Origin of the sequence: Streptomyces sp. ISL-10 (genome assembly GCF_018614575.1) — a bacterium.
Taxonomy (GTDB): Bacteria; Actinomycetota; Actinomycetes; order Streptomycetales; family Streptomycetaceae; genus Streptomyces.
On the sequence record NZ_JAGGOJ010000010.1, the window covers coordinates 396,269 to 416,352 of the forward strand.

Below are 20,084 nucleotides of genomic sequence, written 5' to 3' on the forward strand. Positions count from 1 at the left end.
CCACCGCTCCTGTTCACCGGCCCAGCGCCGCCATCGCGGCGTTGTGGCCGGGCACACCGCTGACCCCGCCGCCGCGCACGGCGCCCGCACCGCACAGCAGCACGTTGGCGTGCGCGGTCTCCACGCCCCAGCGCCCGGTCTCCCCGGTCGCGTACGGGAACGACAGATCCCGGTGGAAGATGTGCCCGCCGGGCAGCCGCAGTTCGCGCTCCAGGTCGAGCGGGGTCTTGGCCTCGATGCACGGCTCGCCGTTCGCGTCGAGGGCGAGGCAGTCGGCGATCGGTTCCTCCAGGTACGCATCGAGCTCGGCGAGCGTGGCGGCCAGCAACTGTGCCCGCACTGCGTCGTTGTCGGCGGCGAACAGCCGCGCCGGGGTGTGCAGCCCGAACAGGGTGAGCGTCTGGTGGCCCTGCGCCACCAGTTCGGGCCCGAGGATCGACGGGTCGGTCAGCGAATGGCAGTAGATCTCGGAGGGAGGAGCGCTGGGCAGCCGGCCCGCTGCCGCCTCGCGGTGGGCCACCGCCAACTGCTCGTAGCCCTCCGAGACATGGAACGTCCCGGCGAAGGCGTCTCTCGGGTCGACATCGCGGTCGCGCAGTCCGGGCAGTCTGCGCAGCAGCATGTTGACCTTCAGCTGAGCGCCCTCGGCGGCCTCGGGGGCCTCCTCTCCCAGCAGGGCGGCGAGCGCCTGCGGGGAGGCGTTCACCAGGACCTGGCCCGCGGCTACGGTGCCTTCGGCGTCGGGGGTGCGGAAGGAGACCTCGGCGCGCGTGCCGTCCGTCTCGATTCCGGTGACCTCGTGCTCCATGGCGATCTCGGCGCCGGCCGCGCGGGCAGCGCCGGCCAGCGCGTCGGTCAGCGCGCCCATGCCGCCGACGGGTACGTCCCAGTCGCCTGTGCCGCCGCCGATCACGTGGTAGAGGAAGCAGCGGTTCTGCACCAGCGACGGGTCGTGGGCGTCTGCGAACGTCCCGATCAGGGCGTCGGTGAGCACCACGCCCCGCACGAGGTCGTCGGCGAAGCGCTTCTCGATCGCGACGCCGATCGGCTCCTCGAACAGCATCCGCCAGGCGGCCTCGTCCCCGATACGGGAGCGCAGTTCGTCCCGTGCGGGCAGCGGCTCGGTGAGCGTGGGGAACACGCGCCCGGCGACCTCTCGGGTGATGCCGTAGAACTCCTGCCAGGCCGCGTACTCCCGTTCCCCGCCGGTGAGCCGTGCGAACGAGCCCGCCGTACCGGCTCCGCCGACCAGAAGTCCGCTGCTTCCCTTGGGGGTGTAGGAGGAGACGGTGCGCTTGCGGACAGTGAAGTCCAGCTCCAGATCGCGCACGATCTTGTCGGGGAGCAGCGAGACGAGGTACGAGAACTGGGACAGGCGGGCGTCGACGCCGGGGAAGGGCCGGGTCGAGACAGCCGCTCCCCCGGTGATCGCGCGGCGTTCCAGCAGCAGGACCGAGCGTCCGGCGCGGGCCAGGTAGGCGGCGGCGACCAGGCCGTTGTGGCCGCCGCCGACGATGACAGCGTCGTACGAGGCGTGTGCGGGCATGGCCGGACCCTAACCCCTTCCGGCGCGCGGCGCGCCCCTGGCGGCGACTTCGTGCCCGGGAGTGCCGCCAGGTCAGTGGTCGGGTGCGGCGCTCTGCTGCCGGAGCGCCGCCACCCGGCGGTACAGCTCCACGGCCTCGGCCCGGCGGCCGAGCTGTTCGAGGCAGTGCGCCTCGTCGTTGCGGCTCGCCAGCGCGTCCGGGTGGTCGGGGCCGAGGACCCGCTCCCGTGCCTCGGCTACGAGCCGGTAGACCGCGTTCGCATCGTGCCAGCGGCCCAGCCAGCCCAGGGCGACGGCCACTTCGCGGCGGCTGACGAGGGTGTCGGGGTGGTCCGTGCCCAGCACCCGCTCCCGCAGCGCGCACACCTCACGGGCCTCTGCCAGCGCCTCCGGCCAGCGGGCGAGGCGGCCCAGGTTGACGCCGAGGGTGTGCCGCGCGCGCAGAGTCTCGGGGTCGGCGGGTCCGTGCGCGCGGGTGCGGTCGTCGACGAGCCCACGGAACAGGTCCAGGGCCTCGGCGCTGCGCCCGAGCCGGCCGAGGCTGATGCCGACCTCGTAGCGTGCGGCGAGCGTGTCCGGGTGGTCGGGGCCCAGCGCGAGGGCGCGGGCGGCGGCGACGTCCCGGTAGGTGTGGAGCGCCTCGGCCCAGCGGCCGAGGCGGCCGAGGGCGTGGGCGACCTCGTAGCGGGTGACGAGTGTGTCGGGGTGGCCGGCGCCGAGGACGCGGGCGCGCGCGGCCGCCACGTCGTCGGCCATGCGGTACGACTCCTCGATCCGTCCGAGGCGGCTGAGGTTGAACGCCAGGTTGTGACGGCAGCGCAGGGTGTCGGGATGGTCGGGCCCCATGGTGCGGGAGCGGGCGGCGAGCACCGTCTCGTACACCTGGTGCGCCTCCGCGTGGCGGCCGAGCCGGCCCAGCACGTACGCAATCTCCTGGCGCGCCGCGAGCGTGTCGGGATGGTCGGGACCCAGTGCGCGCTCCCGGCCCCGGCAGACGTGCGTGAACTCGCTCAGGGCCTCGGCCACCCGGCCGGTGCTACTGAAGGTGAAGGCGACCTCGTACCGGCTGGAGAGGGTGTCGGGGTGGTCGGGGCCGAGCAGAGCGGACCGCTCCCCGGCGACCGCACGGTGCACGTCACCGGCCTCGGCCCAGCGGCCGAGCCGGCCCAGGGAGAGGCCCGCGCTGTGGCGGCTGGCGAGGACGGCCAGGAGCTCGGGCTGCGGCGTGGTGCGCTCCCCGCTCCCGCCGTGGACCGTGACCGAGGGCGGTCCTGCCTGCGCGGGGACGCGGGCGATCGCGGGAGGGTTGGTCCACGCGCCGGTCAGCGCGGCCGTGTGGTCGGGCAGGGACGGCCGGACGGCCGTGGTGTCGACGGCTTTGTGACCGGTCGTCATGCCCCGTGTCCAGTCGGGCAGCGGGGGCTCGCCGGCTCGGGAGGCCTGCGGTGCGCGCTGCACGGGCACGGCGGCGTGACCGGCGCCGCCCGAACGGGCGGCGGCCTCGATGCGGCGGCGCAGGTCGTCCGCGTCGCGGGGCCGCTCATCCGGCGTCTTGGCGAGCAGATCGAGCACGATCCGCTCCAGGAAGCCGGGGATCTCCTCCCGCACCTCCCGAAGCGGTCTCGGCGCGGTGTCCCGGTGGCCGACGAGGATCGCCCAGGTGTCCTCCAGATCGAAGGGCGGGGCGCCGGTGGCGAGTTCGTACAGGACGCAGCCGAGCGAGTACAGATCGCTGCGGTGGTCGACGGCGCCGTCGCCGATCTGCTCCGGCGACATGTAGTGCGGGGTGCCCATGGCGATGCCGGTGCCGGTGAGCTTGGCGGTGAAGCCGATGTCCTCGCCCAGGCGTGCAATGCCGAAGTCGCAGATCTTCACGGCACCGTCGTCCAGCCGCATGATGTTGGCGGGCTTGAGGTCGCGGTGCACGATGCCCTGGTCATGGGTGTACGCGAGGGCGGCGGCGATCTGGTCGGCGATGTCGACGACGTCGCCGACGGGCAGCGGCTGCTGCTTGTTGTCCTCCATCAGCTGGCTGAGGTTGCGGCCCTCCAGGAGCTCCATCACGAGGTACAGGACGCCGTCGTCTTCGCCGAAGTCGTGGACGACGGTCACGCCCCGGTGCTGGAGCGCGGCGGCGACCCTGGCCTCGCGCCGGAAGCGCTCTCTGAGGACCGCGGAGAAGGACTGGTCGTGGTGGGTGCCCATGGGCTTGAGGCACTTGACCGCGACCTGGCGGCCGAGCGATTCGTCGCGGGCACGCCACACCTCGCCCATGCCGCCGCGCCCGATGAGATCGAGCAGTCGGTACCGGCCGTGGATCAGCCTGGTTTCCGCCATCTCGTGCTGTCGCCCCCGTCGCTGTCCTGCGCCCTCCCCGGCCCGTCCAGTATGGCGGCCTGTCTGCGGAGTTTGTACGGGTGGGGCGCGAGCCGGGCCCGAGGCGTGCCGCGGCGGCGCAGTACGGTGAAGCCGTACTGCTCGCCGTACCCGCTGACACCGCACCGCAGTCGGCCAAGGAACTGGCCCCGGACCTCGCCCGACGTGCCGTCCTCGACTGCACGGTGCCGATGGTGCCCTCCGGCGGCGGACCGGTCTCATCCACTGCCGGGGGTACGGACCCGACCGCTACGCGCATCGCGGCTGCCGCGCCAAAGGCCCGTGCCATCAAGGTGTTCGGCATCTGCCACGAAAGCATCTGGGCCCTGCCACAGCCGGCCTTCGAGGGTGCGCCGCTGGCCGTGCCTTCCTGCGCGGACGACCTTTCGGCCACCGCTGGGACGAGGGAGCTGATCACGGCCCGGCGCGGTCGACGGCTGAGGGCAGTCCAGCGGGTGGCCTGTTCCCATTGCGCCCGTAATAGCGCATGGCTGTGCTCCGGCCTGCGCCTCATGGGCTCTGCCACGTCTTCACAGGATGCGGTTCGGGCTGCTTCATGGGGATTTGCGCTTCGGTCGATGTCCGAAGTCGGGCTGGGAAAACGGTTCGACGGCTTTGCGGAGTCCTGTCACAGTGGCGCCTGTGACGAACGTCGAGCTTGTGACCGCCGCGGACGTGCAGCTCATGCAGGGTCTGGCGCAGCGTGTCACCGCCACCCGCCCGGACCTCGTGAACAGCGACGCGACGTTCGGCGAGCTGGCCTGGAACTGGGGCAAGGGGCACGCCGGCGAGGGCGCGAGCCGGCGGCGTCGGCTGTGGTTCTCTGGCGCGGATCTGGTGGCGTGGAGCTGGGCGTGTCTTCCGCACCAGGTGAGGCGGAGCGACGGCTCGGTGAAGGACGTCACCGGTGCCTACCTGGCGTATCAGGTCCATCCCGACCACGCCGGGCTGGTTGACGAGGTGATCGACTGGTACGACGGTACGGCGGCTGACATCGAGCGTAGGGTGACGCCGAGCGCCGCCGATGAGTTCGCCCTGAAGCGATGGGCGGCGCACGGCTATGAGACCGACCCGGCCTCGCTCGGCGACACCGGGTCCTGGACCCAGCTCAACGAGCGGGACCTCACCGACGTGGAACAGCCGGTACTGCCGGAAGGATTCCGGTTCCGCACCGCGGACGAGGCCGGGCCGAAGGCCGCGGTCCAGGCCCATCTGGACGCCTGGGCTCCTTCGACGTACACGGCCGACGGCTACCAGGGCGTCCGGCAGACGGCGGCGTATCGCGGCGATCTGCACATCCTGGTGGAGGCGCCGGACGGAACGATGGCATCCTCGACGATCATGTGGCTCGACGAAGCGAACAGCACCGCTGAGTTCGAGCCGGTCGGGACGCATCCGGACTACCGGCGTCTGGGGCTGGGAAGGGCGATGCTTCTGCACGGGATGCATCTGGCGCGGGGGGCCGGGGCCACTCATATGACAGTCGCCTGCCTGGGTGCGCCTGGGCATGCCGAGGCGCGCGGGCTGTACTACAGCGTCGGGTTCCGCGAGTTCACGCGGGACGCGCCGCTCATCAAAACCACGACCGCGGGCTGAGGACTGGTCGTTCGGGTAGTCGATGGTCACGCCACGTTGGCTCGGGCGACGACCTGACGCAGGCGGGTGTCGTCGGCATGGCGGGTTCCTTCTTCATTGCCCGACGCCAGGTCACCACGGACCCGTGCCCCGTCGCACGATCCGCAACAGCCGACGACCCGCCCTCACGAGTGCCAGCAGGGTGGAAGGCCCGATGTCGAAGGAGATGCGGTGCTGGGATTGCTGGGCTTCTACAACGAACTCGACGGCCGCCCCGACCAACCGAACGGATCGATACGCGATGCCGTCCAGGCCACCGGCGAGCCAGATGAGGCGGGCATGGTGGCTTACCTGGATGCCGGCCACGTCCTCATCGACGTCATGGAAGCGGGACGCGACGTCATCACCGGGAGCGCCCACCGCCACTCCTTGGGCTGCTCATCGCTGGTCACCGACGGTGCTTGGCTCTGGCGTCAGGACTTCCCGCACTACGTCGAGGCGCACCACGTCGTACTACCCGAAGCGTTCATCGCGCACGTACGTGGCCAGAACTATCAGATGCCGACCCTCATCACCGCGCAGTTCGCTCCCCAGTACAACGAGACCATGCCCCTCGTCGGTTGGGCTTCGGCTGTCCCGTGGCGATCGACTGCGGCCGTGCTCGAACCGGAACCGCGAGCAGTGACAAGCAAGGCGCAGTTCGACACGGCGGTGTCGGCCCAGGACCGAAACCGGCCGCACGGCAGCCGGCACAAGCCCCGCAAGCCGAGGAGAGCATGAGGTACCACCAGCGCAGTCACGATCTGCGCTGGAGCACCAGTGCCGGACTGAACGACACATTGATGCCGGCCGGGCGACGGGACCCCGGTTGCCCCAGCTCAAGATCGCAGCAGCCCACGCTGACGACGAACTCGTATGCCGCCGGCCCAACGTATGTCACGCCGTGTCACCGGCGGACGCGCGGCATGCCCAGGCCGATCCAGGAGATGATCTCGCGCTGGATCTCGTTGTTGCCGCCGCCGAAGGTGAAGATGACGGCGGAGCGGTAGCCGCGTTCGAGTTCGCCGTGGAGGACGGATCCGGCGGAGCCCTCCTTGAGGGGACCCGCCGCTCCCACGACCTCCATCAGCCAGGCATAGGCGTCGCGGCGAGCCTCGGAGCCGTAGACCTTGACAGTGGAGGCGTCCTGCGGGGTGAGGGTGCCGTTCTGGACGGCGTTGACCATCTGCCAGTTGAGGAGCTTCATGGCGTCGAGGCGGGTGTGGGTGCGGGCGAGCCGGCCGCGGACCCAGCCGAGGTCGATGACGCGGCGGCCGTCGGCGAGCTTGGTGTCGGCGGCCCAGCGCTGGACGTCGTGCAGGGCACGGATGGCCATGGTGCCGTGGGCGGCCAGGGTGACGCGTTCGTGGTTGAGCTGGTTGGTGATCAGCCGCCAGCCCTTGTTCTCCTCGCCGACGCGGTGGGAGAGGGGGACGCGGACGTTCTCGTAGTAGCCGGCCGTGGTGTCGTGGGAGGCGAGGGTGTTGATCAGGGTCCAGGAGTAGCCGGGGTCCGAGGTCGGCACGAGGAGCATGGTGATGCCCTTGTGGAGCGGGGCCTCGGGGTCGGTGCGTACCGCGAGCCAGATCCAGTCCGCGGTGTCGCCGTTGGTGGTCCAGATCTTCTGCCCGTTGATGACGTACTCGTCGCCCTCGCGCACCGCACGGGTCCTGAGCGAGGCGAGGTCGGTGCCCGCGTCGGGCTCGCTGTAGCCGATGGCGAAATCGATCTCGCCGGACAGGATCCGCGGCAGGAAGCGGGCCTTCTGCTCGTCGCTGCCGAACTGCATGATCGTCGGGCCCACGGTGTTCAGGGCCATCAGCGGCAGCGGGACGCCCGCCTGGGCGGCCTCGTCGAAGAAGATGAACTGCTCCATCGGGCTCAGCCCGCGACCGCCGTATTCCTTCGGCCAGCCCACACCGAGCCAGCCGTCCGTGCCGAGACGGCGGATCGTCTCCCGGTAGAAACGCTTGCGCGCGGCCGGTTCGGCGGTGGGGGCACCTCCCGTGCCTTTGGGGCTACGGGGGAGGCTGTAGGCGTGGTCGGGGACCAGCTCGGCGAAGTAGGTGCGCAGTTCGGCTCGTAACTGCTGCTGCTCCGGCGTGTATCGAAGGTGCACGGCCCCTCCAGGAGTCTCGCGGTCCGTCCCTTGCGCGGCGGCGCACACAGTAGAACGTGTTGCAGTAATCCGGAAGAGCCGTGCCGTCTCCGTCTACAGCGAGCGGTACACGGCCTCCACGAGCGCCATCTTGCGGGGGTCGTCGGCGATGCGCGGGCCCATGCGGTTCATCACATAGCCCAGGCTGAGGTCCGTCTCCGGGTCGGCGAGTCCGCACGAGCCGCCGAAGCCGTCATGGCCGAACGCCCGGGGGTTGGGTCCGTACGAGCCGTTCTCGCCGCTCAGCCACAGGCCGAGGCCGACCTCGGTGTCGTGCGCGAATCCGGCGCCGAGCACCAGGTCGCGGCAGCTGCCCTGCCCCTCGCGCACCCGTTCCGCGGCCTCGGCGCTCAGCACCCGCCGGCCGCCGAGCATCCCCCTCCCGGCGAAGATTTTGTACAGCGCGGCGACGGCGCGGGCGGTCGCGTGCCCGTTGGCCGCCGGGACATGGGCGGCGCGCCATTGCGGTGTGTTGGCCCCGGCGGCGCCGACCACCGGATTGAGCAGGGCCGCGCGCGCGAGGGGTGCCATCTGCTGGAAGACGGCCGCCTGTTCACCGGTGAGCCCGGCCGGCGGATGCTCCAGTTCGGCGGCGCGCGAGGCCTCATCCGCCGGCAGTCCGACGGTGAAGTCGATCCCGAGCGGCCCGGTGACCTCCTCGCGCAGGAAGTCCCCCGGCAGCCGGCCCGTGATCCGCCGGACGACCTCGCCGACCAGGTGACCGAAAGTCAGCGCGTGGTAGCCGGAGCGGGTGCCGGGCTCCCACCAGGGCTCGGCAGCGGCCAGCCGCGCACAGGTCAGCTCCCAGTCGTACAGCTCGTCGAGGGAGTGCGGTTCGCGCAGACCGGCGAGCCCGGCCCGGTGCGACAGGAGGTGGCGTACGAGCACCTTCTCCTTGCCCGCCACGGCGAACTCCGGCCAGTATGCCGCCACGGGCGCGTCCAGGTCGAGCTGCCCCCGGTCGACGAGCAGATGCGCGCACAGCGCCGTCGGGCCCTTGGTCGTGGACCACACGTTGACCAGGGTGTCGCGCTCCCAGGGCCTGGTGCGGGCCGGATCGGCCCAGCCGCCCCAGAGGTCGACGACGCTCTCGCCGCCGACCAGCACGCTCACGGCGGCACCGAGTTCGCCGCGCTCGCGGAAGTTGTCCTCGAAGGCGTCGCGCACGGCCGCGAAGCGCTCGTCGCAGTGGCCGTCGATCCGGGGTGGTGCGTCGTCGTGGCCGCCGACCGCCATGGGAACCTCCGTCGCCTGGGTGCTGGCCGGGCCGGCCGCTGCGCCCGGCCCCGGGGCAACGTACCGACCGGTCGGATGGAAGGGGAAGGGGGCGTGCGAGGGTTGGCCGGCGGGTGAGCGAGGATGGCGACGGATGATCCCGCGCGGCGCCCGCAGGCGCCTCCCCCGGAAGGACGACGAGATGGCCCTCGACCGGCACGACGACCCTGTACTGCTGCGCACCGAGGGCCGCGCCGCGTACATCACGCTCAACCGCCCGCGCGCGATCAACGCCCTGACCCACCCCATGGTCCGCACGATCGACGCCGCACTCGCCGCCTGGGAGCGGGACGACACCGTCGAGGCCGTGGTCCTCTCGGGAGCCGGCGAACGGGGGCTGTGCGCGGGCGGCGACATCCGCGCCATTTATGACGACGCGCGCACCGGCGGCCGGGCCTCCATCGGCTTCTGGCGCGAGGAGTACCGGCTCAACGCCCGTATCGCCCGCTTCCCCAAGCCGTACGTCGCGCTCATGGACGGCATCGTCATGGGCGGCGGCGTCGGGCTGTCCGCCCACGGCAGCGTCCGCGTCGTCACCGAGCGGGCCAGGATCGCGATGCCGGAGACCGGCATCGGTTTCGTCCCGGACGTGGGCGGCACGTATCTGCTGGGGCGGGCGCCGGGTGAACTGGGCACGCATCTGGCCCTCACCGGCGAGGCCGTGGGCGCGGGCGACGCACTGCTCCTCGGGCTCGCCGACCACTTCGTCCCGTCCGCCCGGCTCGCGGAGTTCGCCGCGGCGGTCGCGTCCGAGGGCGTGACCGCTGCGGTACGGCGCTGCGCGGAGCCTGCGCCCGGGGCCCGGCTCGCCGACGCACGCGGATGGATCGATCACTGCTACGCCGCGGACTCGGTTGAGGACATCGTCGAACGGCTGCTCGCATGTGGCGAGAGGGAGGCGAAGGACGCCGCCGAGACGATCCTCGGGCGCTCCCCGCGGTCGGTGAAGGTGACGGTCGAGTCGATCCGCAGGGCGCGGGTGCTGGGCGTGCTGGAGCCCGTGCTGGAGCAGGAGTTCCGTGTCTCGTGCGCGGCCCTGTCCTCGCCCGACCTGGTCGAGGGGATCCGGGCTCAGGTCGTCGACAAGGACCGCCGTCCGCGCTGGTCCCCGGCGCACCTGGCCGAGGTGACACGCTCGGAGGTGGAGCGTCATTTCGCCCCGCCCGGTGTGCCGGGTCCGGGACTCGCCGGCTGACGGGTCGGCGGCGGGGGAGCCGACTCGCCGGCCTCGGGATCAGCGCCGAGCGCAGGAGCAGACCGCGGGTGGCAGGAACAGGCTGACGGGCCGGCGCCGGGGGTACCGGCGGAAATCGTCTGCCTGCGGCTTTGCACCGTTCACCCGGCGGCATTCCCGTCTTGAATCCGTTGAGCTCGGGGCATGGGCCCCCACCACTCAGCCGGTGCGCTCATGTCGTCTGCCGACCCGGTCAGCCAGGCGGATGAATGACTCGTGCGGTGCGGCGCGGTACTACTCAATGCCAACCCGGGCTGGATAGGTACACACCGTATGACCGCACTCCCCATCCGTCACCGTGCCGCCGCCCTGACGCTGGCCGCCCTGACGCTGGCCGCCGTGGCGCTGCTGCCCGCATCCATGGCAGCGGTCGCCCCCGCGGCAGCCGACTACAGGGCCATCAGTGCTCAGGCAACCCCGGAGCGTGAGTCAGTGCGGCTGCTGGCGCAGCCTCCCTTCTCGCCCACTGATCTCAGCTTGCTGAGCACCGAGGCCCACCCTGATGGACCTTTGATGGAGCCCGCGCCGCCCCGCGACATCAGTATCCGGGAACTGACAGATCAGCTCATGGCCACGCTCAAGCCTCGCGGCCGCCACGCGGTCGAAGAAGGGTTCGCTGTCTTCCGCAGCTCGCGGATCACCGCCGTGGTGCCGGATGCCAACCTGCGCGCCGCCCTCGCCTCGCTGGCGGGCAGCCCCGGCCAGGGCAGCATCCCAGTGATCCGCAACGGTCTCTTCTCGCGCGTCGTCTTCGGCGTCACGCCGCGCCCGGAGGCGATTGCCATGGCCCTGACCAGGACGGACACTGACCCACGGCCATGCATCGTGTTCAACGAGCGGTACCGCTATGAGGACTTCCGGCTGCTCGGGGACGTCCTCGCGCACGAGACCCTCCACCGGCCCGGCGCGAACAACCACAACGAAGAAGCCATCAACGAGGCCCTGAACGTCGCCTCTTACGGGGAGTTGCTCCTCCAGCTGCCACGGCTGGCAACCAGCCGAACGGAGTTGACCCGAAGACTGAACACAAGACTGCTGGCGCTGCTGAACACACGGGACGCCCGCGGCCGTCAGCGACTGACCCACTCAACAGGCAACGTGCTGCCCGGCGCAGCCACCGCGCTACCCAGCCTCGCGGCCCTACAACTCGGGATCACTCCGAATGGCCGGACCGCGACCGATCCCACCAGCACGCCGGGCAACGCGAACCTGGACTTCTACCTCAGCGCCATCACCCGCACCCGGCAGACAGGAGCCGACTTCGACACCGCCACCGTCCAGCTCCTCGACCGCCGTCAGGCGTGGGCCGCTCCGGAAGAACGCATCCGCCTCGCCCGGCTGCTCAAGCTCCGCCTCCCCCACCGTCCCGGGGAGCCCCATGTCTCGGCACAACGGTCAGTACGGCAGGCGCGGCCGAGCAGACGGAGCATCCGGATCGAGGGACACCCCGTACGCACCGGTGCAATGGTGCCCGCTGGTGCGTCCGTGGAGGCGGACTGATCCGAGCAGCCCCCGCCCGAGGCGGCCGGCCGACAGGAGCACCGACGCCCAAAGGGCGGACGCCCAGCACTCGTGGCGGTGCCTCGGGGGCCCGCCGGGGTGTGGCCGAGGGCCGGGGTGGCCGGCCCTCGGCCCGATGGGGCCCATGCCGCGGCGCGTCGCCCTCGCCCCCTCCGCCGGCCACCGGGCCCGCCGGCCAAGGGCGGCCGGTGACGGCCCCTGGGCGACGGCCCCCGGCCACCACGCGAACGCGACCCCCGCCCCCCTTACGCCGCGTCCCTGTGGCGGGACTCCGATGGGGTCGTCACCGCGATCGACAGCGAGCGCGTCGTGCCGTTCACCGTCACCGCCAGTGTGAAGCTGCCCGGGCGCAGGCCCGTGATCCGGCCGGTCGACGGGTCGAGCGACGCCGCGTGCCAGGGGCCCGCGTCGTGCGCGCTGCCGATGTGGAGGTTCGGCGAGCCCGACCAGTCCACGCTCACCGGCCATGCCGCCGGCACGCGGCGCGAACCCTGCAGGACCGTCGCCCGCGCCTCGCCCGTTTCCCCGGGCTGCAACACGGTGGGCGCGTCCAGTTGCACCGCGTCGGTGTGAGCCCGGGTCTGGACCGAGACCCAGTCGGGGCGCGGGCCCCACGGGGCCCGGCGGCCCGCCGCCTGGTCGGCGGGGGAGATCTCGTCGACGCCGACCAGGGACCAGCCGGTGAAACCGCCCTCGCCCGCCGGGCCGGCCGGCGCCTTCCCGGAGTTGCCGTTGACGAGATAGGGGACGCCGTCCACGTGCGCGGCGTGGAAGACCCCGACGTGGCTGCCGATCAGCCCGGCGCCCTTGCCCGTCGTACGCCGGAACGCGGCGAGCCAGTCCTCGACCAGCGCGGCCTCCTTGCGGTCGCCGAGCTGGCTGCCCTTCTGAACGGTCGGGTCCCTCGGCGGCACATGCTCGATGACCATCACGGAGTCCACGGCCGGGTCGTCGGCGGCGGCGTCGAGCCGGGCGCGTAGCGCCTTGATCTGGGGGAGGCCACCGCCGCGCAGGGTCAGACTGGAGGTGTCGAGCGTGACGAAGCGCGTGCCGCGGTGGTCGAACGCCCGGTGCGCGGGACCGAATTCGGCCACGAAGTTGTCGATCCTCCCGCCCATCACCTCGTGGTTGCCCGGCACGTAGTACCAGGGCAGTGCGTCCCCGAGCTCCTCGGTCAGCACCCGCCGGGCGAAGGCCAGGTCGGCCGGGGAGCCCTCGTCCACGAGGTCGCCGTTGACGACCAGGAAGTCGGGGCGCGCGGCCCTGATCTCCCTGAGGGTCCTGCGCGCCTGCGCCACGATGGGACTGTCGGGAGCGCGGGCGACGAACTGCGCGTCCGACATCACTGCGAAGCGCCAGTCGCGTGCGCCGGTCACGGCGGCGGAGTCGACGAGCGGGTCGGCGACGCGCGGCGGATCGGGCAGGTCGACGGACGGCGGTATCCGGGCGTCGAGTCCGTCGATGACGATCCGTCCGGTGTACTGCCGGTTCGCCGCCGTCTCGGCGAGATAGAAGCGGTACACGGACAGCGGTGTGGCCGCGCCCGGTGGCAGAGCGAAGGTGACCTGCTGCCAGCCGGTCCAGGTGACGTAGGGCCCGCGCAACAAGTGGTCCGATCCGGCGGCGTCCTTGAGGTGCAGGGTGGGCCATGCGCCGTTGCCGTCGCCCTTGATCCAGAGCGTGAAGGCCTGCGGCTGTCCGGGGACGGCGATCGGCTGCGGCGGGGTGGCGTAGGCGGCACGGGTCGCGGTCGACCGGGTGAAGTCGTAGCTGATCTCCAGCCCGGTCCCGGTGTGCCCGTCGGGTGTCGGGGCGAGCGAACCCCCCGCGCGGGCGTGGCTGAACTTCCACTGCGCGGCGTCGTCGAAGGCGCTGACCGCCTGCTGGGCGAGGCCCACACTCACCGCCAGCACGGTGGTCACGCCGCCGACGGTCGCGGTGATCCGCCCGGCGGTGTCGCCGCCGGCCCGGGAGCTGACGGTGAAGGAGCCGTCGGCGCCGGCGCGGACGGTGAACCGTTCCTCGTCGTAGTCGAGTCGCACGTCGTCCGGTTCGACGGGAGCGGTGTTGCCCTGTGCGTCGTAGCCCACGATGCCGAAGCTGCCGGTGGCGGAGCTGTCGGCGAGTCCGACCCGCCGGACGGTCGGCTCGATCCGGGCCAGGTCGTCGAGCACCGTCAGGCGGATGCTGCCGTGGATTCCGGCGCGTTCGGCACGGATCTCCGTGGTGCCGCTGTCGCGTGCGTGGAAGACGCCGTCGGCGTGGACGCGGCCGACGGACGTCCTGCGGGAGAGCCAGTGCGGGCCGCCCGCGGCCGGTCCGTATGTCTCGTCGTACCCGGCGGCGGTCAGTCGGCGGGTCAGGCCGGGGAACACCCGCTCGGGGTGACCGCCCTTGACGGGGTCGGCGGTGGGGGCGCCGGCCACGGGCATCGCGGTCTCGACCCAGTAGCCGCGCAGCCGGCCACTGCCGTCGGGGGCGGTGAGGGCGAGTCCGTTGGGGACGTCGCGTTCGCTGCCGTCCGAGGGGCTGTTCTCCACCTGGAGGGTGTCGCTGCCGGGTTCCCGGGCGACGAGGGTGGAGGAGCCGCCGCCGTCGAGGTTGAGGGCGTTGTGCGCGCCGGCCTTCTGCATCATCAGCCCGAGTTCGGTGAGGGTGACGCCGCCGCTGTCGGCCTGCCGCCCGTCGACGGTGATGATGTGCATCTCCCGGCCGTCCTCGGAGAAGCCGACGGCGGTGCGGGGCGCGGTGGCGTTGTTGCCCGTGCCGTCGTGGTTCTGCGGTACGCCGTCGACGACGAGCAGTTCGCGTCCGCCGACGGCGGTGCGGGGCACCGGCCCGCTGTCGGTGCGGGCCCGGTAGGCGACGGACACCGGGTCGCCGGGCCGCAGGGCCGAGAGCGCGGCGGCGCCGGCCTCACGGCCGACGAGGACGGTGGTGTCGTCGCCGATGGAGCCGGTGCCGGGCCGGTCGTGGACGGCGACGACCCTGCCGTCGCGTACGACGGCTTCGGCGACGGGGGTCGCGTTGTCGACGGTGAGCGCCCGGTCGGCCTCGCCCCAGGCCGCGGTGTACGCGCCGATGCCGCCGGCGGGCACGTTGGCGGCGTTGTAGGCGCCGAGCGGGTACGTACCGCCGGGCACGGTCAGGGTGCCGTCGAAGTAGAGCTGGAGGACCCGTCCCGCGCTGCCGGGGCCGATGCCGGCGGCCCGGTGGGCGCCCGGCGCGGGTGAATGGGTGAGCCTGCCGTCGCGGATGCCGGCCCCTTGGGGGGCGCCGGTCTGGTTGATGTCGAAGAAGTCGGCGTTGATGGCGGCGACGGTACGCCTGCCCTCGCCGGGGTCGTGCCGTGCGGCGAGATCGGAGACGCTGTGGCGGTCGGCGACCTTGCCGGAGGAGAGGTAGTCGGCCTGGATGCCGCCGCCGAGGTCTACGGAGAGTTCGTCGACGCGGAGCCATTTCGTGGCCTCCAGCCGGTCGTACGAGGTGAGTTGGACGCCGGGTGCCACGGGGCGCCGGCTGCGGGCGGTCTCGATGCCGTCCTCGTCGATGACCGCGGTCTGTGCTCCGCCGGGGTCGCGGGCGGGCGGCGGCGCGATGGGCCGCAGTGTCTCGGCGGTCTGGCGGGGTGGCGGGTCGGGTGTGGAGTCGGCGGTGGCGGGGACGGTCGCCCCGACCACCAGTGCGGACAGCGTCGCGAGGAGCACGACGGTGTGTCTTGCTCTGCCAAGGCCCACAACTTCTCCCGGAGTCAGGCTGGTTGAGCTCGTAGAAAGCGCTGTCGGCGGACAGCATCGCGGCGCGGGGGCGCGCGCACCAGGGTGTGCGGGCAACACAAGGGAGAAAGGCGGCCTACGCGATCGTTGACGAGCCGGTGGCAAAGCGGTCGCTGAGCCCCGGCATCCGTGCCCGGCGGTGTACACCGATCGGCCGTCACCACGCGATGGTGCGCGAGGCGTTGTGCCGGTTGGGGCCGGGTATCCGGGGGCCGCCCGGGGGGTCCGGAGGGGCCGGACGGTTCCGCGTGGAGCATCTGCTGGTACGCGTCCACCCCGAGTCAGGATGAACGACGCCTGCTCACAGGCGGGTTCGCCGTGCTTGGGCGGGGAACGGGAGGAAGAGCCGCATGGTCGAGGGCGCGCGCCCGGACGGCACCTCGACAGCGACTCGGAGATCGAAAAAAAGGGGCTGCCCGGCCGTTGCCGGCCCGGGCAGCCCCTCGGTCGCGGTGCGTCAGTCCTGCGTGCCGCGGCGCCTGCGCGCCGCCCAGGTGATACCGCCGCCGGCCGCGATGACCACGGCAGCCGCACCCGCGATGAGCGGGGTCGAGCTGGACGAGCCGGTCTCGGCCAGGCCCGGCGCGGAGGTGCTCGGCGCGGGGGTGGCGGGCGCGGAGGTGCTCGGCGTCTCGCTGGGCGTGGGCGACGAGGTACTGGGCGTGGGCGTGGGCGTCGGGGTGGGCGTCGGGGACTCCCCCTCGCACACAGGCGCCGTCTTGGTCTCGTCCCGCCCGAACTGGTCTCCGTCGCTCGCGGTGATGACGAGACGGACCGAGATCTCCTTGTCGTGCTCCGGGAGCTTCAGCGTCCGGCTGAAGTCGTTGGTGAACGTCTCGGTCGGCAGCAGGTCCTTGCCGTCGGCCGTGACGGTCACGGTGTTCCGGGCGTTGTGGCCGTAGTTGGTCAGTACGAGGCTGACCTCGTCACAGGTCACCGTCCACGTGGGGGTGTGGGCGACGGCGGGTGCGGCGGAAAGTCCGACCCCGAGCGCACCGACCGCGGCGGCGGCTATGAGAGCCCCGGAACGCCACCGCGTTCTGTTGATTTCTGTCACTGGTTCCTCCATGTATGACACGCCACCACTGCTGGCGTGCGCGCACAGTACCGCCATGGAGTGACGAAGCCGTACCCGCCTCGGAGCCTCGCGGGTACGGCGGCTGAATTCGCGTCAGTGCTCCGGACGTCTCTCCGGACCCTCCGTCGGGAGTTCTTTCGCGCGTTCCTTCGCACGGGTCCAGACGGGCAGGACGAACCAGCACAGGACGAACCACGCCACCATCCCGCCGACGAGCCAGGCGGCATGCGCGTCGTCGACCACGACGCGCAGGATGAGCAGCAGCGCCGATCCCATCGTGCACAGCAGGAGCACCAGTCCCAGCATGGTCAGCCGGGACGCCCACGCGACCGTCTGCGGCTTGAGGCGTCTGCCGGTCAGCATCCGGTGGAAGGAGACCGGGCCGACGAGGACGCCGGTGGTCGCGGCGCCCAGCAGGACGGTCACGGTGTAGATGGTGCGGTCGGTGCCGGAGAGCTCCGTGAAGCGTGGCTGAAAGGCGACGGTCAGCAGGAAGCCGAAGAGGATCTGCACACCGGTCTGCGCGACGCGCAACTCCTGGAGCAGATCACCGAATCGGCGGTCCGCCCGCTCCTCCTCCGTCTCGTCACGGCCACGCCGGCCGCTCGCCCTGACCTGTTCCATCACAGGCTCCCTTCGCCTCGGGCGGCGTGCTCGCCGCACCGTGCGGGCACCTAGCCGAATCGAGGGTGCCCGACGGACCGCCCACGAACGCTCACCGACGCAGGCCCGCCAGTCGGCGACCGGCCGGGCCGATTGCCCTGCGGCTGCCGGCGACCTCCTTCCACGGCTCGGCGCGCGCCTGGTCGAGTGCGTCGGCGATAGTCCAGCGGCGTGCGGTCAGTCCGGGGTCGTCCAGTTGGTCCCAGCCGATCGGCGTGGCCACCGGAGCGCCGGGTTTCGCCCGCACCGAGTACGGGGCCACGGCGGTCTGCGCGTAACCGTTGCGCTGGACGTCGAGGTAGAGGCGGTCCCCGCGTGCTTTCTTGCGCGCCGCGGTGGTGAGGCGGGCGGGGTCGCGGGCGGCGAGCGTCTCGGCCACGTCCTGGGCGAAGGCCCGGGTCTCGTCGAAGCCGGTGGTGGCGGCGAGCGGCACGATGACGTGCAGTCCGCGGGACCCGGTGGTCATCAGCCCCGAGGGCAGCCGCAGCTCGTCGAGGAGTTCGCGGAGCTGGTGGGCGGCCCGGCTTACGGCCGTGAAGTCGTCGCCGGGCGGGTCGAGGTCGAAGACGAGCCGGTCGGGACGGTCGGGCGCCCTCACCCGGGACTGCCATCGGTGGAAGGTGACGCACGCCTGGTCGACGAGGTACATGAGGGTGGCGGCACCGTCGCACACGGTGTGCACGACGGTGCCGCCTTCCTTGCCGACCTCCGCCCTGCCGATCCAGTCCGGGTAGTGGCTCGGTGTGTGTTTCTGCATGAAGCGCGGTTGGCCGGTGCCGTCCGGGTACCGCTCCAGCATCAGCGGTCTGCCGCGCAGTTCGGGGAGCATGTACGGCGCGATCCGGCGGTAGTAGGCGGCGAGGTCCGCCTTGCTGATCCCGTCGTCGGGGAACAGCAGCTTGTCGGGACGTTTGATCTCGACGCTGCGCCCGCCCGCCGCCACACGATGGGGACTCATGGGCTCACCATCGCCTCCGCGACGAGCAGCCGTACGGCGGCGGCGATCGACTCGGCGTCGATGCCCGCCGCGTGCAACTGCTCCGCGGCCGTCGCCGAGGCGGGAACACCGCGTACTCCCAGGCGTACGAGCCGGGGCACGGGGCGTCCGTCGGCGAACACCTCGGCGACCGCGTCGCCGAGGCCCCCTTCGAGGTGATGGTCCTCGACGGTGATCAGACAGCCCGTGTCGTCCGCGGCGTTCTGCAGGGTCGCGGTGTCGATGGGTTTGACGCAGTACGCGTCCACGACCCGGACCGGGATGCCCTCCCGTTCGAGCGCGCGGGCTGCCGCGAGCGCCTCGTGCACGGTGACGCCGGCGGCGACGACGCAGGCGCGGTCCCGGCCGGAGGAGCGCAGCACCTTGGATCCGCCGACGGGGAAGTCCTCGTCGCGGCCGTAGAGCACGGGCATGTCGGAGCGGCTGGTGCGCAGGTAGCTGACGTTCGGCAGGTCGGCCATGGCCGCGACGAGCCGGGCGGTCTGCGCTGCGTCGCAGGGGTACAGCACGGTGCTGCCGGGCACCGCGCGGAACATCGCCAGGTCCTCGAGGCCCATCTGCGACGGCCCGTCCTCCCCGATGGCGACGCCGGCGTGCGAGCCGACGAGGTTGATCGAGGAGCGGCTGACGGCGGCCATGCGGATGAAGTCGTGCGCGCGGGTGAGGAAGGCGGCGAAGGTGGCGGCGAAGGGGACGTAGCCGCGTGCGGACATGCCGACGGCGGCGGCGACGAGCTGCTGTTCGGCGATGTAGCACTGGAAATAGCGCCCCGGGTGCTCCTTGGCGAACAGTTCGGTGCGGGTGGAGTCGCCGACCTCCGCGTCGAGGGCGACGACGTCGGTGCGCGCGGAGCCGAGGGCGGCGAGCGCCTGCCCGTAGGCGGTGCGGGGTGCGACCTCGTCACCGATCTCGTACACGGGAAGGGTCAGTCCGCCGCCGCGCCGGTGCAGTACGCGGACCTCGGGCGGGCGGGCCACCTCGATACGGGCGTCGCGGACGCCGCCGAGTTCCCTGATCGCCTCGTCCGCCTCGGGGAGCGGTTTGCCGTGCCTGCCCTCCTGGTCCTGTACGGCGGCCACGCCGTGTCCTTTGTGGGTCCGGGCGAGCACGGCGGTGGGCCGGCCGGTCGTGGCCTCCGCGTCGGCGAGTGCCGCGTCGATCGCCGTGATGTCGTGGCCGTCGATGCGCAGGGTGTGCCAGCCGAACGCCTCCAGCCGGCGTGCGTAGGCATCGAGGTCCCAGCCCAGCCGGGTGGGGCCGCGCTGCCCGAGGCGGTTGACGTCGACGACGAGGGTCAGGTTGTCGAGTCCTTCGTGCGCGGCGTGCTCGACGGCCTCCCATACGGAGCCTTCCGCCATCTCGCTGTCGCCGGAGAGTACCCAGACCCGGTACGGGATCTGGTCCAGCCTTTTGCCCGCGAGCGCCATGCCGACGCCGACCGGCAGTCCCTGTCCGAGGGATCCGGTGGCCACGTCGACCCAGGGAAGGCGTGGTGTCGGATGGCCTTCGAGGCGGCTGTCGCGCTTGCGGAACGTGAGCAGCTCGTCCTCGTCGATCGCCCCGGCAGCCAGGTAGAGGGCGTACAGCAGGGGTGAGGCGTGGCCCTTGGAGAGCACGAGGCGGTCGTTCCCGGGGTGCTCGGGCCGGGTGAAGTCGTAACGCAGATGGCGCGCGAGAAGGACGGCGGCGAGGTCGGCCGCGGACATCGAGGACGTGGGGTGCCCGGATCCCGCCGCGTCGGCCGCGCGTACCGCGTCGACGCGCAACTGCTGTCCGAGTTGGGCGAGTTGCTCGGCTTCGGTTGATGGGACTCGCATCTTCTCGCTCCTTGGAAGGGGACACCGCG

General features: G+C 72.1%; 13 protein-coding genes. 4 read left to right on the top strand and 9 right to left on the bottom strand.

Features of this window, described 5'->3' with window-relative positions; genetic code table 11:
* Positions 1 to 13: 13 nt before the first annotated feature.
* Together J7E88_RS12190 and J7E88_RS12195 are read right to left on the bottom strand one after the other, a co-directional pair.
* The gene (locus tag J7E88_RS12190; RefSeq protein ID WP_215179996.1) at positions 14 to 1,546 is read right to left on the bottom strand and encodes an NAD(P)/FAD-dependent oxidoreductase; all 1,533 of its coding nucleotides are present in this window, start codon (positions 1,544 to 1,546) and stop codon (positions 14 to 16) included.
* A gap of 72 nt (positions 1,547 to 1,618) precedes the next feature.
* The gene (locus tag J7E88_RS12195) at positions 1,619 to 3,883 is read right to left on the bottom strand and encodes a serine/threonine-protein kinase (protein WP_215179998.1); all 2,265 of its coding nucleotides are present in this window, start codon (positions 3,881 to 3,883) and stop codon (positions 1,619 to 1,621) included.
* Between the two features lie 681 nt (positions 3,884 to 4,564).
* On the opposite strand from J7E88_RS12195, the gene J7E88_RS12200 reads away from it, so the two are divergent.
* Both J7E88_RS12200 and J7E88_RS12205 read left to right on the top strand, forming a co-directional pair.
* Positions 4,565 to 5,518 carry a GNAT family N-acetyltransferase gene (locus tag J7E88_RS12200; protein ID WP_215180000.1) on the top strand — a complete coding sequence of 318 codons (954 nt, stop codon included), beginning with the start codon at positions 4,565 to 4,567 and terminating at the stop codon, positions 5,516 to 5,518.
* A 210-nt stretch (positions 5,519 to 5,728) separates the two neighbouring features.
* Positions 5,729 to 6,277 (top strand): hypothetical protein, encoded by a 549-nt coding sequence (locus tag J7E88_RS12205; RefSeq protein WP_215180002.1) that lies wholly within the window; start codon positions 5,729 to 5,731, stop codon positions 6,275 to 6,277.
* A 166-nt stretch (positions 6,278 to 6,443) separates the two neighbouring features.
* Here the strand turns inward: J7E88_RS12205 and J7E88_RS12210 are convergent, their stop codons facing one another.
* Together J7E88_RS12210 and J7E88_RS12215 are read right to left on the bottom strand one after the other, a co-directional pair.
* Positions 6,444 to 7,655: an acyl-CoA dehydrogenase family protein gene (locus J7E88_RS12210; RefSeq protein WP_215180004.1), complete on the bottom strand. Its 1,212-nt coding sequence runs from the start codon at positions 7,653 to 7,655 to the stop codon at positions 6,444 to 6,446.
* Positions 7,656 to 7,748: 93 nt separating this feature from the next.
* Positions 7,749 to 8,930, bottom strand: a complete 1,182-nt coding sequence (locus tag J7E88_RS12215; protein WP_215180007.1) for a serine hydrolase domain-containing protein — start codon at positions 8,928 to 8,930, stop codon at positions 7,749 to 7,751.
* A 181-nt stretch (positions 8,931 to 9,111) separates the two neighbouring features.
* Between J7E88_RS12215 and J7E88_RS12220 the strand changes: the two genes are divergently transcribed.
* The gene (locus J7E88_RS12220) at positions 9,112 to 10,164 is read left to right on the top strand and encodes an enoyl-CoA hydratase/isomerase family protein (RefSeq protein ID WP_215180190.1); all 1,053 of its coding nucleotides are present in this window, start codon (positions 9,112 to 9,114) and stop codon (positions 10,162 to 10,164) included.
* A gap of 312 nt (positions 10,165 to 10,476) precedes the next feature.
* Positions 10,477 to 11,703, top strand: a complete 1,227-nt coding sequence (locus tag J7E88_RS12225) for a hypothetical protein (RefSeq protein ID WP_215180009.1) — start codon at positions 10,477 to 10,479, stop codon at positions 11,701 to 11,703.
* Between the two features lie 266 nt (positions 11,704 to 11,969).
* Here J7E88_RS12225 and J7E88_RS12230 read toward each other — a convergent pair whose 3' ends face one another.
* The 5 genes from J7E88_RS12230 to J7E88_RS12250 all read right to left on the bottom strand — a co-directional run bounded on the left by J7E88_RS12230 (position 11,970) and on the right by J7E88_RS12250 (position 20,055).
* Complete coding sequence (locus J7E88_RS12230) at positions 11,970 to 15,431, bottom strand: phosphodiester glycosidase family protein (protein WP_308307477.1); 3,462 nt, start codon at positions 15,429 to 15,431, stop codon at positions 11,970 to 11,972.
* A 526-nt stretch (positions 15,432 to 15,957) separates the two neighbouring features.
* A complete protein-coding gene (locus J7E88_RS12235) occupies positions 15,958 to 16,557 on the bottom strand; it encodes an LAETG motif-containing sortase-dependent surface protein (RefSeq protein ID WP_374196271.1) in 600 nt (199 codons plus the stop codon).
* Positions 16,558 to 16,671: 114 nt separating this feature from the next.
* Positions 16,672 to 17,202 (bottom strand): DUF6328 family protein, encoded by a 531-nt coding sequence (locus J7E88_RS12240; RefSeq protein WP_215180015.1) that lies wholly within the window; start codon positions 17,200 to 17,202, stop codon positions 16,672 to 16,674.
* 91 nt (positions 17,203 to 17,293) lie between these two features.
* A complete protein-coding gene (gene ligD, locus J7E88_RS12245) occupies positions 17,294 to 18,199 on the bottom strand; it encodes a non-homologous end-joining DNA ligase (protein ID WP_215180017.1) in 906 nt (301 codons plus the stop codon).
* A complete protein-coding gene (locus J7E88_RS12250) occupies positions 18,196 to 20,055 on the bottom strand; it encodes a transketolase (RefSeq protein ID WP_215180019.1) in 1,860 nt (619 codons plus the stop codon). Before J7E88_RS12250 ends, ligD begins: the two co-directional genes overlap by 4 nt.
* Between the last annotated feature and the right edge of the window lie 29 nt (positions 20,056 to 20,084).

What these genes read in the sequence shown, in the direction of transcription:
- J7E88_RS12190 (WP_215179996.1), bottom strand. Translation starts at nt 1,546, where the DNA reads ATGCCCGCACACGCCTCGTACGACGCTGTCATCGTCGGCGGCGGCCAC.
- J7E88_RS12195 (WP_215179998.1), bottom strand. Translation starts at nt 3,883, where the DNA reads ATGGCGGAAACCAGGCTGATCCACGGCCGGTACCGACTGCTCGATCTC.
- J7E88_RS12215 (WP_215180007.1), bottom strand. Translation starts at nt 8,930, where the DNA reads ATGGCGGTCGGCGGCCACGACGACGCACCACCCCGGATCGACGGCCAC.
- J7E88_RS12220 (WP_215180190.1), top strand. Translation starts at nt 9,112, where the DNA reads ATGGCCCTCGACCGGCACGACGACCCTGTACTGCTGCGCACCGAGGGC.
- J7E88_RS12225 (WP_215180009.1), top strand. Translation starts at nt 10,477, where the DNA reads ATGACCGCACTCCCCATCCGTCACCGTGCCGCCGCCCTGACGCTGGCC.
- J7E88_RS12240 (WP_215180015.1), bottom strand. Translation starts at nt 17,202, where the DNA reads ATGGAACAGGTCAGGGCGAGCGGCCGGCGTGGCCGTGACGAGACGGAG.
- ligD (WP_215180017.1), bottom strand. Translation starts at nt 18,199, where the DNA reads ATGAGTCCCCATCGTGTGGCGGCGGGCGGGCGCAGCGTCGAGATCAAA.
- J7E88_RS12250 (WP_215180019.1), bottom strand. Translation starts at nt 20,055, where the DNA reads ATGCGAGTCCCATCAACCGAAGCCGAGCAACTCGCCCAACTCGGACAG.